This window comes from Shewanella sp. POL2 (assembly GCF_000282755.1).
Lineage (GTDB): Bacteria > Pseudomonadota > Gammaproteobacteria > Enterobacterales > Shewanellaceae > Shewanella > Shewanella xiamenensis.
Genome location: NZ_AKZL01000021.1, coordinates 24,755 through 41,726, shown reverse-complemented (window position 1 = coordinate 41,726; position 16,972 = coordinate 24,755). Strand labels below are relative to the sequence as shown.

Sequence of the window (16,972 nt, the reverse complement as noted above, 5' to 3'; positions counted from 1 at the left end):
GTCCCATGAAAATTTTGGCAAAATGGTTAGCATTGGCAGTTCTGCTTTGCACTATGCCGGCAAAAGCGGCGCTGGATATTGTGATTACCGAAGGTGTGGATGCAGCGCGACCAATCGCGGTGATGCCATTCCAATGGCAAGGTGCTGGTGCGCCACCACAGGCGATTGCCGATGTGGTTATGTCTGACTTAGTGCGCAGCGGTACGTTTAAACCTCTCGATGAATTAGGGTTACCTCAACGTGGTATTGGAGCCTTAGCACAGTTTGATGCCAATGCTTGGGCTAATGTTAGTGCAGAAGCCGTTGTGGTTGGTTCGGTTAAGCCTTACGGCACGGATCAGTTTTTGGTGAGCTTTGATCTTATTGATTTGGTTAAAGCACAAAACCAAGCACTAAAAGGTCCTGCAAGTCCAACTGAATTTTTGATGGATAGTCGTCAGACAGTGATTTCTGCGACCCAGTTTCGTCAGTATGGCCACCGTATAAGTGATATCGTTTATGAAAAATTGACCGGTATTCGTGGTGCGTTTTTAACGCGCATTTCTTATGTATTGGTTAACCACAGTCAAAAAGCGGCTTATTCATTAATGATTGCTGACTATGATGGTTACAATGAGCAGATGTTATTGCGCTCTCCTGAGCCTTTGATGTCACCCGCGTGGTCACCCGATGGCCGTCGTTTAGCTTATGTGAGTTTTGAAAACAAAAAAGCCGAGATTTTTGTTCAGGACCTATACACTCAAGTGCGTACTAAGGTGAGTAGTTTCCCTGGCATTAACGGTGCGCCTTCTTTCTCGCCCGATGGTAAATCATTGGCCGTGACCCTCTCTAAGGATGGTCAACCTGAGATTTATGTCATTGATATTGCCACTAAGGCGATTAAACGTATTACCAACCACTATTCCATCGATACTGAGCCTTCTTGGTATCCTGATGGCAAGTCATTGTTGTTTACCTCCGAGCGTGGTGGTAGACCACAGTTATATCGTGTAGATTTAAATTCAGGCAAAGTGACCCGTGAAACCTTTGAAGGTGAATGGAATTTAGGTGGTTCAATTACCCCTGATGGTCGCAGCATGATTTTTGTGAATCGCACAAATGGTAAATTTAATATTGCACGTATGGATTTAAGTACGCGCTTTATGCAGGTGCTGACATCGACACGTTTGGACGAGTCTCCAAGTGTGGCCCCTAATGGTACTATGGTGATTTATGGCACTACGTATCAAGGCAAGCAAGTTTTAGCAGCTGTTTCTACGGACGGACGCTTTAAAGCGAGATTACCGGTAGGTCAGGGCGAGGTGAAATCACCTTCTTGGTCTCCGTTTCTCTAGTGTATTAGTTTGATTTATTAACATTTAATTTTATAAGGAACAAGTAATGGATCTGAACAAGTTGTTAAAAGCTATGTTGGTAGCACTTCCAATTATGGCTATTAGTGCGTGTAGCTCAACTTCTGAATCAGAAACTGATGCTATGGGCTCTACAAGCGGTTCTGGTAGTGAACTCAATGGTGGTGTTCAAACGGGCGGTATTGGTGGAATGTTGTCGCCTGAAGAGCAACAACGTCAGCAACTCGAGCAGTTGAGAAAAGAGCACATTATTTACTTCGATTTCGACCGCAGTGAAGTTCAAACTGAATATGCAGCTGTCCTCGAAGCCCACGGTACTTATTTAGTTGAGCACCCAAGTGTTCGTGTATTGATTGAAGGTCATGCCGACGAGCGTGGCACGCCAGAATACAACATCGCATTGGGTGAGCGTCGTGCTAAAGCTGTTGCTAAATACTTACAAGGCATGGGTGTACAACCTAGCCAAATGAGCATCGTAAGCTATGGCGAAGAGAAGCCACTTGACTTCACTCGTACCGATGAAGGTTTTGCTAAAAACCGTCGTGCAGTTTTAGTTTACTAAGATTGAATTACGGAGAGTAACGAGATGAAACGTGCCGTCTTAATTACGGCAATGTTCTTCGGCGCAGGAGCTGCAATTGCAGCTCCTGCTCCTGTTGAAGACCTTGCTGGTGGTTCAGGTGATGACAGACTTGCTCGTTTAGAGCGCATTGTAAAATCGAGACAACAAAGCGAAATTGATATGCAGCGCCGTCTGGATACTTTGCAGCAAGAAGTTCTCGACTTACGTGGTTTGACTGAACAACAAAATTATCAAATAGAGCAGATGCAGCAACGCCAGCGTCAGCTTTATGATGAAATTGCTAATTTATCTTCTAAAGCAGCGACTCCAGCCGCTTCAGTGCCTTCCACTCCTGCCGCTGCAGCAGCAACCGCGAATGCGGCCGCCAGTAGTTTAAGTGAAACGGCCAGCTACGAAAGCGCAGTTAATCTCGTGCTGAAAGAGCGTAAGTATGATGATGCAATCCCAGCCTTTCGCGCTTTCATTAAACAATATCCAGATTCAGTTTATGCCGCCAATGCTAATTATTGGTTAGGACAATTGCTGTTTAATAAAAGTGAGTTTGCTGAAGCTAAGCAAGTTTTCAATACGGTCGTGACCCGTTTTAGTGATTCCAACAAACGTGGTGACAGTTTAGTGAAGCTTGGCATGATCGCAGAGAAAATGGGCGATAAAGCTGGTGCAACTCAATATTACCAACAAGTAGTAAAAGACTACGCCAACAGCGCTGCAGCACGCATTGCCCAGCAACAACTGGCTGCAATTAAAGCGTAATTAACTAAAAAACATACTCTTAGTCTGTTTTTCATGCAAACGACAAAAAATTGGGAATTTACGCTTGCATGGGGAAATGAAAAAGGTATTATAGGCGCCCTCGGAACGGCGAGGTCGTTCGGGGCGCAAAATACCAGTATATGGGTCGTTAGCTCAGTCGGTAGAGCAGTTGGCTTTTAACCAATTGGTCGAAGGTTCGAATCCTTCACGACCCACCACTTACTCTAGTAAATAGAATAAGTTAACGGTATTTGAAGTGTAGTAGATTAGATGGGTCGTTAGCTCAGTCGGTAGAGCAGTTGGCTTTTAACCAATTGGTCGAAGGTTCGAATCCTTCACGACCCACCACTTTTCTGGAAGTGTAAAATTCAGAATTTTTAGATGAGTCGTTAGCTCAGTCGCTTATGTTATAAAGCTAGGGCAGTTGGCTTTTAACCAATCAATCGAATGGTTTAAATCCTTCATGATTCACCACTTATTGAAGTGTAAAATCAGCGTTCACTAGATGGGTCGTTAGCTCAGTCGGTAGAGCAGTTGGCTTTTAACCAATTGGTCGAAGGTTCGAATCCTTCACGACCCACCACTCTTTATCTCTCCTAGTAAAAATCTTCTTTCGCTACTCATCACTAAAAATCTTAATTAATTTCACTGCATTTTCTAGTTTGCTCATAGACTTATTGTCAGTTTTTCTCACGTGTTAAATGCTCCATATTGGCTGCAGATAAATAATAACAACTGGGGAAACACAAAATGGAACAAGCAAAATTGAGGTTGCTTTACTCTGCAACATTATTGATGTAACAACTGATGCAAAAGTAAAAAAGGAGACCTCAGGTCTCCTTTTTATCTCGTATTAGGGTTAACCCAACAGATTGTTATCACGAACATATTGCTCGAAATCGGTGCAACCACCTACGTGTTTTTCATCAACGAATATCTGGGGCACCGTTTCGACTGGCTTGCCGACAGTCTTCTCGAGATCTGCTTTAGAAATCCCTTCGGCGTGGATATCTACATATCTAAATTTAAAGTCATCACGTTTTTCAACGAGTTGCTCTGACAGTTGTACTGCTCGCACGCAATAAGGACAGCCAGGACGGCCAAAAATAACAACGTACATAATAGCTCCTTAGGATTACTTTAAGCGTTTTATACCATAGCGCTAACCGAATTGATAATGTCAGATGTGTTTATTTTCAGTTTGATAGCGGCCTTGGTAATCGAAATAGCTTTCGAGCAAATCCCAGCCTTTTTTGTGCTTTTTAAGCAGTAACAGATCTGGCATCCGAAAGGCGGCACTATCGGCAATCAGCTCAGACACTTTTTTGTATTGGTTAGGTTTAATGCCTGGCGTGCGACTATGGGGGAAAATAAACAGCGCATACAAGGCACGCCATTGGGCGGGTGTTTGCAGCTTAAAGTGCCGATTAAACTCATTTCCGTCAATGTCTAGATATTGCACCTTAAGATCGCCTGCATCATCCATTAACGTCATATGCTGGCAGCGGAACAGATGATGGTGTTGCTTATTCAATACTTGCTTAAGGCGTTTATCGGGGTCGATTAAGGTCGAATGGCAATGCTGGCAAATACGCGCCGCAATGTCGTTCTCTTGTCCGCAATCGGGACAGGATTTAGACCTAAATCGAAAGTCACATTGTTGCTTTTGCCCATGATGCTCGACAATGCCCTGACAGCGACGGCCAAAGTGCTCGATAATATCGCCATCCTTGTCGGTTAATCCCCAAAAGATATTGGCAAACTGGCAGACAGGGCAATGCACTTGTACCGGAACCGACTTACTATTGGGCTTAGCTTGGCCGACTTCTGGAAAATACAAATCATAACCATTGGCCGCGTAATCAATCACTAAACAATCTTTTTTACCTTCACAGATCCTAAGGCCTCGGCCAATCATTTGCTGAAACAAACTCACCGATGCGGTGGGGCGTAAAATCGCAATCAAATCCACATGGGGCGCATCGAAGCCAGTGGTTAATACCGCGACGTTGACGAGGAACTTAAGCTCCTTCGCTTTAAAGCGCTCGATAAGCTCATCACGTTCATTATCTGGCGTTTGCGCCGTGACGATTGCTGTTTGCTCCCTGTGATCCTTGTTGAGCTGGCTGACAATTTCTTCAGCATGGCGCACTGTCGCGGCAAAAATAATGATCCCTTGGCGATGATGACTCAGTTCAATCAGTTGCTTCACAATCGCCGTTGTCGCGCGTCCGGCGTGGTTCAGCAGCGCATTAACTTGGGCCTCGGGATATTCGCTATTGTCATTGGGCTTGATTTGGCTGAAGTCATATTGGGCACTTAACCCATCGAACAAGGTGGGCGCAGTTAAATAGCCTTGCTTAATCAGCGGACGGATGGGAAGCTCGAAAATACACTGCTCGAAGACCCCAAGCTCGGGCGAGCCGACTTTGCCGTGGTAGTGGCGTTTATAAATCCAGCCAGTGCCCAGTCGATAAGGGGTGGCAGTCAGGCCTAATAATTTGAGCTTTGGATTACGCTGCTGTAAATGACTTAATATCTGCTGATATTGGCTGGTTTTTTCGAGGCTGACTCTGTGGCATTCATCGATAATCACTAGCGAGAAGGGCTCATCGAATTGAGTTAAGGCGCGCACGGCGGACTGGATACTGGCCACGACGGTTTTGCCGTCAGTCGATTTTTGATTTAACCCAGCGGAGTAAATGCTGGCCTCAGTCGTCAGTAATCCCACCTTTTGCGCGTTTTGGGCAACCAGTTCCTTCACATGGGTTAAAACGAGCACTCGTCCTCTGGCGATGCGGGCAAGCTCGGCAATAACGATACTTTTCCCGGCACCCGTGGGTAGGACTAACACGGCGGAATCGGTGCTTTTTTTGAAATGCGCGATGGCGGCATCGACGGCTTGTTGCTGATAATCCCTGAGGGTAACGCTTGGGCTGGAATTAACTGACACGCTGCTAGCTATTCTTGGTCGACTGAGTTTAGCGCCAAGCTTAACACAGAACAAAAAAATGCCCCTTGGTTGGAGGGGCAACTAAGAGAAAGGGGCAATCAGGCACTTTCTCAACAGGGTTTACTTGATTAAAAGGAACACTTGCTAAAACGGACAGGTGTTCAAATGAACAGGGGCTAAAGCCACACTTAACCGTGATAAATCACGATTAAGTGTGGGACAACGATTACTCGTTGCGATTCAAGCGAGTTTCAATCAAGGTTTCAATCACAGCTGGGTCGGCCAGTGTTGATGCATCCCCTAAATTGGTTACTTCGTTCGCGGCAATCTTACGCAGGAAGCGGCGCATGATTTTGCCAGAACGTGTCTTAGGCAATCCTGTTGCCCACTGGATAAGATCCGGTGTTGCTAAGGCGCCAATTTCCTTGCGAACCCATTGGCGCAGCTCTTGGCGAAGTTCTTCGCTTTCTTCTGTACCGCGGGTTAAGGTCACATAAGCGTAAATACCTTGGCCTTTAATATCATGGGGATAGCCCACAACAGCAGCTTCAGCGACCAGTTCGTGTGACACCAGTGCACTTTCCACTTCGGCGGTACCTAATCTGTGACCTGAGACGTTAATCACGTCGTCCACGCGGCCAGTGATCCAGTAATAACCGTCTTCATCGCGGCGAGCGCCGTCACCGGTAAAGTACATGCCACGGAAGGTTTTAAAATAGGTCAGCACGAAACGTTCATGGTCACCATATACGGTACGCATTTGGCCTGGCCATGAGTCGAGCAGCACTAAGTTTCCTTCGGTTGCGCCTTCTAAAATGTTACCCATGTTGTCCACGAGCGCCGGTTGTACCCCAAAGAAAGGACGAGTCGCCGAGCCGGGCTTAGTATCAGTTGCGCCTGGCAGTGGGGTGATCAAAATACCGCCTGTTTCAGTTTGCCACCAAGTATCGACAATCGGGCAATGCTCGTGGCCGATGACCTCGTGGTACCAACGCCAAGCTTCTGGGTTGATGGGTTCGCCTACAGAGCCCATGATGCGCAGTGAGCTGCCATCGTACTTATCAAAATGTTGTTTACCTTCGGCCATTAGTGCACGAATAAGCGTTGGTGCAGTATAGAGAATATTGACTTTATGGCGGTCAATCATCTCGCCTAAACGCGCAGGGCTTGGGTGGTTAGGAACACCTTCGTGGATGAGTACCGTTGCGCCGTTGGCAAGCGGGCCATATACCATATAGGAGTGACCAGTAATCCAACCCACATCAGCAGTACACCAGTAAATCTCACCGGGTTTGTAATCGAACACATACTCGTGGGTCATGGAGGCATACACCATATAACCACCAGTAGTGTGCAATACGCCTTTTGGATTACCCGTTGAACCTGAGGTATAGAGTAAGAACAGCGGATCTTCTGCGCCCATTTCTTCGACAGCGCAATGTTCGGATGCGGTTTCAACCAGTGAATGCCACCACACATCGCGACCTTCTACCCAGTCAATCTTGCCGCCAGTGCGTTGAAGCACAATGACTTTCTCAACACTGGTCACATCGGGATGTTTTAACGCATCGTCGATGTTGTGTTTGAGCGGAATGGCGCGGCCACCACGCATACCTTCATCGGAGGTGATGACGATTTTGGATTTACCATCGATAACCCGAGAGGCGATAGAATCGGGTGAGAAACCACCAAAAACAACGGAATGCACAGCACCAATGCGAGCGCAGGCCAGCATCGCGACGGCGGCTTCTGGCACCATTGGCATATAAATCGTGACGATATCGCCACGGCGTACGCCTTGGCTGCGTAGCGCGTTGGCAAATTTACATACTTGAGTGTGCAGTTCACCGTAGGTGATTTTGCGTTGTTCGTTGGCGTTATCGCCTTCCCAAATAATGGCAACACGGTCGCTGTGCGCCGCCAAATGGCGATCTAGACAGTTTGCCGATGCGTTTAGGGTGCCGTCATAGAACCAGTTAATCGATAAATTATGATCGTCAAAAGTGGTTTTTTTGATTTTAGTGTATGGCTTTATCCAATCGATGCGTTTGCCGTGCTCTCTCCAGAAACCCTCTGGATTGACAATCGACTCTTGGTACATTGTTTTATATTGATCGTTATTTACAAGTGCATTGGCAGCGATATTGCCGGAGACTTTGTAGAGAGACTGCGAGCTCATAGGGCTTCCCTTTCGAAAAATTGCGTGGTCTGAGTATGGTATGCAAGAGGGAGTCAACTCCATTAGACCTTGGTCTAGTTTTAAAATTTCCTTTATATTTAGGCTGTTGCACTCGAAAATCTGGCTAGATTTCAGCCATTATTTATCGCACAATAATGGAAAAAAGAGCAAAAATATGAATCTCACCTTAGTCGTCGCCGTTATTGCTATTTGTTATGTATCACTTTTATTCCTTTTAGCCTGGGGGGCGGAGCGCTGGTTTAGCGGCGTGACCAAGAAGCTGCAAGTGGTCATTTATGGCTTAAGCTTGGCGGTTTATTGTTCTTCTTGGAGTTTTTTAGGCACGGTTGGACAGTCGGCTAAGGATTTTTGGTCGTTCATTCCGATTTTTATCGGCCCAATTCTTATCTTCACCTTAGGGTTTGGCATGTTGCGCAAGATGGTCCTCGTGTCCAAGGCGCAAAATATTACCTCGGTCGCCGACTTTATTGCTGCCCGTTACGGTAAATCGCAAACCTTGGCGGCCATTGTTACCCTGATAGCGTTGTTTGGCATCATGCCTTATATTGCGCTGCAACTTAAGGCGATGGTGTTCAGCCTAAATCTATTTCAACCCGCGGATGACCCCTTAAATGGCATTATGATTGCGCTACTGATCACCGCGCTGTTAGCCATTTTTGCCATTCTTTTTGGCACTCGTAAGCTCGATGCTACCGAGCATAATCCCGGGATGATGCTGGCTATCGCGTTCGAATCTTTAGTTAAACTCGCGGCATTTTTGCTGGTAGGGATGGTGATTAGCTTTGGCGTATTTGACGGGTTTGGCGATATTTGGCAGCAGGCGAGTGATAAAGCGTTAATTCATCACCCAAACCCCCGTATTGAAACCTTGATGCCTGAACTACTTGTCGGTATGGCGGCATTTTTGTGTATGCCGCGCCAATTCCATGTGATGGTGGTGGAATGTGCCGATGAGTCTGTTTTGTCTAAGGGACGTTGGTTGTTTCCGCTGTATTTGGCCTTATTTGGTCTATTTGTCGGGCCACTGGCATTAGCGGGTAAATTGATCTTGGGCGATAGCGTTGCCGCTGATACCTATGTGATTAATTTACCGCTTGCGTTAGATCATCCACTGCTGGCGGTGATTGCGCTGTTAGGCACCTTATCTGCGGCGACGGGGATGGTGATTGTGGCCGTGGTGACAATCAGTGTTATGGTGAGTAACGAATGGCTTGTCCCTGTGATGTTACGTACTGGCAATATCCGCGAGAAAAACTTCAGCCAGTTTTCGCAGATGCTACTAAATGCCCGCCGCCTAGCGATTATCATCATCCTTGGGTTGGGCTACGGCAGTTATCTGGCGCTGGCTGACAGCGACTCGCTATCGCATCTGGGGATGCTGTCCTTTGGTGCTTTTGCCCAACTTGCACCCGCGTTAGTGGGTGGACTCTACTGGAAACACGGTAATCGTGCAGGGGTGTTTTTAGGACTCAGTGTGGGTTTTAGCTTGTGGTTTTACATCATGCTCAGTGGTATGACGGGTAACCAAAGCCCAGCGACATTAATGTCTAGTAATTTCGACCTATTAGATGCTATTACACCGAATGTGCGTGATGCGCTTACGGCGTTATTTGCCAATATTGCCTGTTATGTGTTGGGCTCGATTTGGTTCAGGGCCGGGGTGGCCGAGCGTATTCAGGCCAGTGCTTTTGTCAGCCCTGGTAAGCTTAAAAATAATGCCAATAAGAAAAGCGGCCCTATCTCGCAGCAGGATTTATTGATCTTAGCCAGCCGCTTTGTGAGTCCAACCCGCGCCTATGAAAGTTTTAGTCGATTCTCTACCGAAGCGGTTAAAAGTGACAGTTGGCATAAGGCCGCGACTCCAGAACTGATTGCTCATACCGAGCGTTTACTCGCTGGTGTGCTCGGCGCTTCGAGTGCTTCTTTAGTTATGGATTCGGTCTTACAAGGGCGTGACTTGGCCTTAGATGAAGTCTTTAGCCTTGTGGATGAAGCCTCATCCAAAATTATGCTCAGTCAAGATATGCTGCGCGGCGCTATCGAGCATGCCTACGAAGGGATGAGCGTGATCGACAGCGACCTTAACTTGGTTGCATGGAACTACAAATATGTCGAGTTATATCAATATCCTGAAGGCTTTTTACAGCAGGGTATGCCTATCAGTGAAGTGATCCGCTTTAATGCCGCCAGAGGTTATTGTGGTGATGGCGATATAGAGCAACAGGTTGAAAAACGTGTGCAGCATATGCGTAATGGCACACCCCATACTTCAGAGCGGCAACGTAAAGACGGTAAAGTGATTAAAATTCAAGGTAATCCCATGCCCGATGGTGGTTTTGTGATGACCTTTACCGACATTACCCAATATCGTGAGCAGGAACGGGCGTTGCTCGAAGCCAATGAAACGCTCGAGTCGCGTGTTAAAGAACGTACCTACGAACTAGCTCTGCTAAATAGTGAGTTACTTGAGGCCAAAGCACAGGAAGAAATGGCTAACGCCTCTAAGAGTCGCTTTTTAGCGGCGGTGGGGCACGATTTAATGCAGCCACTGAATGCGGCAAGATTGTTTACTGCGTCGTTATCCCAATACCCTAATTTGGATCGCGAGGCACGCACCACCTTATCCCATGTGAATAGCTCGCTCAAAACCGCTGGCGAGTTGCTCACCGACTTATTGGATATTTCTAAGTTGGATTCTGGCATGGTCGAAGTGAACCGCCGCGACTTTGCTATATCTGAGCTACTCAATGGCCTGTCGGTCGAATTTGAGGCGATGGCGGCGGACAATCAAATTCGCTTTAAGATGATCCCTTGCAGCGCGACGGTGAATTCTGATCCTTCTTTGCTCAGGCGCGTGCTACAAAACTTTTTAACCAATGCCTACCGTTATGCCCGTGGTGGGCGAGTGCTGTTTGGTTGCCGTCATCGCGGCAGCGAATTGGAGATCCAAGTACTCGATACGGGCTGCGGAATTGATGAGCATGAAACTCATGAAATATTTAAAGAATTTAAACGCTTAAATAATCCACGTAGTAAAAGTGTCAGCGGTTTAGGGTTAGGGTTGGCGATTGCCGATAGGATAAGCCGGGTACTTAATCACAGTATTCAGGTGTCTTCGCAATTGGGGCGTGGCTCGGTGTTTTCCATTACGGTTCCCTTAGGGGAAACCGTGCGTCAGCCGCAGGTGAAGGCATTGCCATCGTTATTACAACCGTTATCAGGGATTAAAGTATTGTGTATCGACAATGAGGAGGCGATTCTTGCGGGGCTTGAGAGCTTACTCAGTCGTTGGCAGTGTGAGGTGATTTGTGCCAAGGATTTAGCAGACGCGAGGATTAAGTTAGGCCTTAAAGGCGTGGCGCCCGATATCGTGTTAGCCGATTTTCACTTGGATGATGGTCAAAACGGCGTTGATGCGATGGATGGGATCCGCGCACTTTATGGCAAAGAGTTACCGGGCATTTTAATCACAGCGAACACTCGCAAAGAGCTGGTGGAAGATGTGCAGCGCCGCGGTTATCACTATATGGCCAAAATGATTAAACCGGCGGCGCTGCGGGCATTGATATCAAGCCTGGTCAAGAAGGCTTAATAACTTGCAGCCATGGCGATTAGCCATGGCTGATGCAGATGTTTTGGCCTCGACTTGCGTCATCCGAAGTGGTTTTCGGTGGTGTAATGGTGGCCGCGACTTGCTTCATCGCCTGAGTCAGCTGTGTGAGCTGAGCAGGGCTTATCACATAGGGCGGCATAATATAAATCAGGTTGGCAAAGGGTCTAACCCATACGCCTAGGTCGACAAATTGCTGCTGCAGCGCCGCGGTATTCACCGCTTGGTGCATTTCGAGCACGCCGACCGCGCCAAGCACGCGCACTGCTTTTACGCTGGGAATATCGATGGCATCGGCAAGCTCGCGCTGCATTTGCTGCTCGATGGCAGCAACCTGCGCTGGCCACTCCTGCTGATTGATCAAATCTAAGCTGGCGCAGGCGGCGGCGCAGGCGAGGGGATTGCCCATAAATGTGGGGCCATGCATAAAGACGCCTGCGGGCGATTGGCTAATGCCTTGGGCGACGTTATCCGTGCATAAGGTGGCGGCAAGACTGATATAACCACCTGTTAATGCTTTGCCTAGGCAGAGGATATCCGGCGTGATGTCGGCATGTTCGTAGGCAAATAACTTACCGGTTCGGCCAAAACCCGTGGCGATTTCATCGAGGATAAGCAGCACATTATATTCATCACACAGGGCACGCAGGCCGCGTAAATACTCGCTGCTGTAGAAGCGCATGCCCCCTGCGCCCTGCATAATCGGTTCGATAATCACGGCAGCAATGTCTTGATGTTGCTCGCGCAATATACGCTGCATGGGTGCTAAATCGTCTTGGTGTAACGATTCACCAAAGGGCGTTTGCGGCGCGTCAACAAAACATTGTTTAGTGACCGCCTCGCCAAACATGGTATGCATGCCACCTTCGGGATCGCAGACACTCATGGCAGCAAAAGTATCGCCATGGTAGCCCTTCTTCACGGTAAGGATGCGCTGTTTTTGGGCTTTTTGCGCTAAAGGTAAATCTTGCCCCTGCCAATATTGCAGCGCCATTTTGATGGCAACCTCAACGGCAATGGAGCCTGAGTCGCACAGAAAGATTTTAGTGAGGGGCTCGCAGGTCATCGCCAACAGTTTTTTACAGAGTTCAATGGCGGGCTCGTGGGTAATGCCGCCAAACATGACATGGCTGAGTTGGTGCAGCTGCCGCTCCATCGCCGTTAATATTGCCGGATGACCATAGCCATGCACGCAGGCCCACCAAGAGCTGGTGCCATCAATAAGTTTACGGCCATCGACCAATTCCAGCTCGCAGCCTTGGGCACTGTGTACCCCGAAAACAGGAAGTGCACGAGTCATGGAGGTATAAGGGTGCCAAATATGGGCGCTATCAAAATCCAAGTCGAGTAAATTGCGCATAAAAGCTCACAGTGTTGATTGAAAACTAATCAGTGGTAAACCTGTATCACTGGTTGGCGTTGACAGTTTAAGGGCTGAGGTTATCCTAGCCAAGGTAAAATACAAAAATAAAAGGGTGTTCAATGTCGCAGTTGCAAGTTCGTCATGATTGGAAGCGGGAAGAAATCGAAGCCTTATTTGCGCTGCCGATGAATGACTTATTATTTAAAGCCCACAGTATCCACCGTGAAGTGTACGATCCTAACGAAGTGCAGATCAGCCGCTTACTGTCGATCAAAACCGGTGCTTGTCCTGAGGATTGTAAATATTGTCCGCAGAGTGCGCGTTACGACACTGGCCTTGAAAAAGAGCGTCTATTAGCGATGGAAACCGTGCTCACAGAAGCGCGCAGTGCCAAAGCCGCGGGTGCTTCGCGTTTCTGTATGGGCGCCGCCTGGCGTAACCCGAAAGATAAAGACATGCCATACCTTAAGCAAATGGTGCAAGAGGTGAAAGCCCTCGGCATGGAAACCTGCATGACCTTAGGGATGTTAAGCGCCGAGCAAGCCAACGAGTTGGCCGATGCGGGCCTTGATTATTACAACCACAATTTAGATACCTCGCCTGAATATTACGGCGATGTGATCACCACCCGTACCTATCAAAACCGCTTAGATACCTTAAGCCATGTGCGCGCATCGGGCATGAAAGTCTGCTCTGGTGGTATTGTTGGCATGGGCGAAAAGGCCACAGACCGGGCGGGTTTATTGCAACAACTGGCGAATTTACCTCAGCATCCGGATTCTGTGCCCATTAACATGTTGGTCAAAGTAGCGGGCACCCCCTTCGAAAAACTCGATGATTTAGATCCGCTGGAGTTTGTCCGTACCATCGCCGTGGCACGTATTTTAATGCCTAAGTCCCGTGTGCGTTTATCGGCGGGCCGTGAAAACATGACTGACGAACTGCAGGCTATGTGTTTCTTTGCGGGCGCTAACTCGATTTTCTACGGCTGTAAGTTATTGACTACGCCAAACCCAGAAGAAAGTGATGATATGGGCCTGTTCCGCCGTCTGGGCTTACGCCCTGAGCAGGGCGCAGCCGCGACTATCGATGATGAGCAAGCAGTATTAGCTAAAGCTGCGGCTCACCAAGATAAAGCTGCGTCTCAGTTTTATGATGCGGCTGCGCTATAACCACAGTGTATAAATGCGCTTCGTTAAGCGTTGGAGCGCTTTACCTTCTAAAGGATTTATGGCGCTTACGTTTAGCAAGAAAATCCTGAGCAAGAGAATATGAGTTCACCACTCGCGTCAAAACTGGCTTCAAAAATCCGCGCTCGTCAGCAAGCCTTAGCAGGGCAAGGTTTGCTAAGGCAGCGTCAAGCATTATCAACCGATGCCGAGCTAAGTGACGCTGAGCCGCAGTTTTGCTTTGAGGGGCAAACTTATCTTAATTTCAGCAGTAACGACTACTTAGGGCTTTGCCGTGCGCCCGAATTAATTGCGGCGCTACACCGCGGCGCACAGCAATATGGTGTCGGCAGCGGGGCATCGCCACTGGTGACGGGCTACAATGAGGCGCATTTAGCGCTGGAAACCAAGCTGTGCCAGATAACCGGATTTGAGTCAGCGTTACTCTTTAGCTCAGGGTTTAGCGCTAATAGTACGCTCTGTAAAACCCTGTTCGATAAGCAAGATGTTGTGCTGGCGGATAAGCTGGTTCACGCGTCTATTATCGATGGTTTGCGCGATAGTGGCGCAGATTTTAAACGCTTTTTGCACAACTCAACTGAGAGTGCCGAGCGGCTGTTAGCCAAAAACACGGTTTCAGCGCTGATCACTGAAAGTGTATTTAGCATGGATGGCGATATTGCGCCGATTGCGGCGTTATCTGCACTTTGCCGCGCGCATAATGCGTGGTTGATTGTCGATGATGCTCATGGTTTTGGCGTGTCTGATATTTTTAATCAGCCAGCTGCCAACCTTATCGATATCCAGATAGTGACTTTTGGCAAGGCATTAGGCTGTCAAGGCTCAGCAATTCTGGGTAGTCGTGAGTTGATTGCGTTTTTAGTGAGTAATGCGCGGGAATATATTTATTCAACTGCACTGTCACCGGCCAATGCTGCGCTAGCTTTGGCCGCAGTTGAACACTGTGAAGCTCATCCTGAACTTAGGCAAAATTTGCAGCGTAATATCTCGATTTTTAAACAGTTATGCCAAGATGCCGATATTCCGCTTCTTGGTAGTGAGACCGCGATTCAACCTCTGATCATTGGCGATGCCGAGCAAACCTTACTGGTTTCGCAAAAGCTAAAAGCCATGGGGATTTGGGTTGGGGCAATTCGTCCACCAACCGTGCCCATAGGCTCAGCAAGATTACGTATTACTTTGAGTGCATGCCATAGCGAGGCGGCAATTCGGCGCTGCGTTAACGGGATTGCCCAAGTGCTGACCGAAGTTGCACTACCTAGGGTATCTGAGCGTCCTGCGCGATAAGCCAATGTTTTCGATACTGCTTATGGCCGACGATTCGATGGCTTAGTCTTGAGAGTTGAAAGATCAGCGTTTGATTTAAAAGTGAGAATAACCAGAGATGTCCATGCCGCTTGGCGTTAGCCTTAATCCCCATGAGCCCGCAGATCAGCTCTCGCATATTGCCGAGCGGTTTTCAGCAGCAGCCAAGAGCTATCAAGAGCATAACTGTTTGCAGCGTTTAAGCGGTGCGAGTTTGTTGCAGGGATTTGTAGCCAAGGGCGCAATTCTTGATATTGGCGCAGGGCCGGGGACTGATTTCGCTAACCGAGCAATGGGCGAGGAGATGAGGGTTTATGCACTCGATATCGCTTTGGGCATGCTGCAACAGCTTAACGCGACTTACCCTTATCAACAGTGTGTTTGCGGTAATGCCGAGCAATTACCCTTTGCCGATGCGTGCATCGATAATATTTACTCCAATTTAGCTCTGCAGTGGTGCCATGATTTTTCGGCGGCAACCAGTGAAATGGCCAGAGTCTTAACATCGGGTGGAGAAGCTCACCTGAGTATCGTGGCGGCAGGCAGCTTGGCTCAGTTATCTAATCTTGGTTTGAGGGTCAACAGTTTCTTATCTCTTGAAAGCTTACAAGCGGCATTTGACGACACAGATTGGCAATTTCTTGATGTGAAACTCATGCCAATGACCGTCTATTTTCAAGATCTTAAAGCCTTACTCTATTCCATTAAAGGCGTGGGCGCATCGGTGCAATCCTCAGTACAGAGCCTAACTTCTTCTGAATCCGATGCCCATTTAGGTAAATTGCGTGGCCGCCACGATTGGCAGGCTTTACAACAACGCGCAGAGCAATTTCGTGAGGCTCAGGGCCTGCCTTTAACCTATCAGATCGCCCAATTTCGTGTGCGTCGCCAAGGCGGCTCGGTATAAATCTCTAGCAACGGTTTGGCGCATAGTTGGCCAACAGATTAACAGGTAAAAGGCATGTTTTTTGTAACAGGAACAGATACCGATAGCGGTAAAACCTTAGTATCGACTGCACTCTTGACCGCATTCAATCGTGAAGTTCTGCGCGCAGGGTTTTCGCGCTCAAGTCTTGGGGTAAAGCCTGTTGCCTCAGGCTGTGAAATCACTGAAAAGGGTTTGCGTAACAGTGATGCATTAAAACTGATGTCGGCTTCATCCCTTAAACTGAGCTATGAGCAGGTGAATCCGATTAGTTTTGAACCTGCGATTGCACCGCATATTGCAGCAAAACAGCAGGGAGTTAATTTATCCCCCGAGGCGATTTTGGCCAAGCTTGATCGTGCGGCGTTTGCGCAGGCGGATTTTTGTTTAATCGAAGGAGCCGGCGGTTGGCGTTTGCCTTTAGGGGAAGGGCGCTACTTATCTGAGTTGGTACAACAGCTTAATTTACCCGTCATTCTTGTGGTGGGAATGAAACTCGGTTGTCTAAATCATGCGTTATTAACTCAAGAAGCGATATTAGCCGATGGCTTAACGGTCGCAGGTTGGGTGGCAAACTGTGTCGATCCCAATATGAGTGTGTTCGATGAAAACTTAGCGTCGCTTAAAGAGATGATGGTATCGCCTTTTCTCGGGTGTATTCCACATCTTAAGCAGGCGGATGCGGAGCATGCCGCCAATTTTATGAATATTCAGCCCTTATTGATGAAATAAGCTTAT

At 48.0% G+C, this 16,972-nt stretch carries 12 protein-coding genes and 4 tRNA genes; 12 read left to right on the top strand and 4 right to left on the bottom strand.

Annotated elements, in window-relative coordinates; all coding sequences use genetic code 11:
- The first annotated feature begins 5 nt into the window (after positions 1 to 5).
- From tolB to SHEWPOL2_RS07690, 7 genes are all read left to right on the top strand, one after another.
- Positions 6 to 1,334, top strand: coding sequence for a Tol-Pal system beta propeller repeat protein TolB (tolB, locus tag SHEWPOL2_RS07715; protein WP_037419426.1), 1,329 nt, complete (start codon positions 6 to 8; stop codon positions 1,332 to 1,334).
- Between the two features lie 46 nt (positions 1,335 to 1,380).
- A complete protein-coding gene (gene pal, locus SHEWPOL2_RS07710; RefSeq protein WP_037419429.1) occupies positions 1,381 to 1,914 on the top strand; it encodes a peptidoglycan-associated lipoprotein Pal in 534 nt (177 codons plus the stop codon).
- A gap of 24 nt (positions 1,915 to 1,938) precedes the next feature.
- A complete protein-coding gene (gene ybgF, locus SHEWPOL2_RS07705; RefSeq protein WP_037419433.1) occupies positions 1,939 to 2,688 on the top strand; it encodes a tol-pal system protein YbgF in 750 nt (249 codons plus the stop codon).
- A gap of 142 nt (positions 2,689 to 2,830) precedes the next feature.
- Positions 2,831 to 2,906: transfer RNA gene (locus SHEWPOL2_RS07700), tRNA-Lys, on the top strand.
- A 54-nt stretch (positions 2,907 to 2,960) separates the two neighbouring features.
- Positions 2,961 to 3,036, top strand: a tRNA-Lys gene (locus SHEWPOL2_RS07695).
- Positions 3,037 to 3,071: 35 nt separating this feature from the next.
- Positions 3,072 to 3,162 (top strand) — tRNA-Lys (locus SHEWPOL2_RS22865).
- Positions 3,163 to 3,195: 33 nt separating this feature from the next.
- A tRNA-Lys gene (locus SHEWPOL2_RS07690) sits at positions 3,196 to 3,271 on the top strand.
- A 276-nt stretch (positions 3,272 to 3,547) separates the two neighbouring features.
- Here the strand turns inward: SHEWPOL2_RS07690 and SHEWPOL2_RS07685 are convergent.
- From SHEWPOL2_RS07685 to acs, 3 genes are all read right to left on the bottom strand, one after another.
- A complete protein-coding gene (locus SHEWPOL2_RS07685) occupies positions 3,548 to 3,808 on the bottom strand; it encodes a GrxA family glutaredoxin (protein WP_011072684.1) in 261 nt (86 codons plus the stop codon).
- Positions 3,809 to 3,868: 60 nt separating this feature from the next.
- Complete coding sequence (locus SHEWPOL2_RS07680) at positions 3,869 to 5,641, bottom strand: DEAD/DEAH box helicase (protein WP_037427496.1); 1,773 nt, start codon at positions 5,639 to 5,641, stop codon at positions 3,869 to 3,871.
- 226 nt (positions 5,642 to 5,867) lie between these two features.
- Entirely contained in the window at positions 5,868 to 7,820 is a 1,953-nt protein-coding gene (acs, locus tag SHEWPOL2_RS07675) for an acetate--CoA ligase (RefSeq protein ID WP_037427494.1), read from the bottom strand.
- A 175-nt stretch (positions 7,821 to 7,995) separates the two neighbouring features.
- Between acs and SHEWPOL2_RS07670 the strand changes: the two genes are divergently transcribed.
- The gene (locus SHEWPOL2_RS07670; protein WP_037427492.1) at positions 7,996 to 11,433 is read left to right on the top strand and encodes a NahK/ErcS family hybrid sensor histidine kinase/response regulator; all 3,438 of its coding nucleotides are present in this window, start codon (positions 7,996 to 7,998) and stop codon (positions 11,431 to 11,433) included.
- Between the two features lie 19 nt (positions 11,434 to 11,452).
- Here SHEWPOL2_RS07670 and bioA read toward each other — a convergent pair whose 3' ends face one another.
- A complete protein-coding gene (bioA, locus tag SHEWPOL2_RS07665) occupies positions 11,453 to 12,811 on the bottom strand; it encodes an adenosylmethionine--8-amino-7-oxononanoate transaminase (protein WP_037427490.1) in 1,359 nt (452 codons plus the stop codon).
- Positions 12,812 to 12,933: 122 nt separating this feature from the next.
- On the opposite strand from bioA, the gene bioB reads away from it, so the two are divergent.
- The 4 genes from bioB (at position 12,934) to bioD (ending at position 16,966) form a co-directional block, all read left to right on the top strand.
- Entirely contained in the window at positions 12,934 to 13,986 is a 1,053-nt protein-coding gene (gene bioB / locus SHEWPOL2_RS07660; RefSeq protein WP_037427489.1) for a biotin synthase BioB, read from the top strand.
- A gap of 99 nt (positions 13,987 to 14,085) precedes the next feature.
- Positions 14,086 to 15,291, top strand: a complete 1,206-nt coding sequence (locus tag SHEWPOL2_RS07655; RefSeq protein WP_037427487.1) for an 8-amino-7-oxononanoate synthase — start codon at positions 14,086 to 14,088, stop codon at positions 15,289 to 15,291.
- Positions 15,292 to 15,388: 97 nt separating this feature from the next.
- On the top strand, positions 15,389 to 16,216 hold the full coding sequence (bioC, locus tag SHEWPOL2_RS07650; protein WP_037427486.1) for a malonyl-ACP O-methyltransferase BioC: 828 nt from the start codon (positions 15,389 to 15,391) through the stop codon (positions 16,214 to 16,216).
- A gap of 54 nt (positions 16,217 to 16,270) precedes the next feature.
- The gene (bioD, locus tag SHEWPOL2_RS07645) at positions 16,271 to 16,966 is read left to right on the top strand and encodes a dethiobiotin synthase (RefSeq protein ID WP_037427484.1); all 696 of its coding nucleotides are present in this window, start codon (positions 16,271 to 16,273) and stop codon (positions 16,964 to 16,966) included.
- Positions 16,967 to 16,972: the final 6 nt, after the last annotated feature.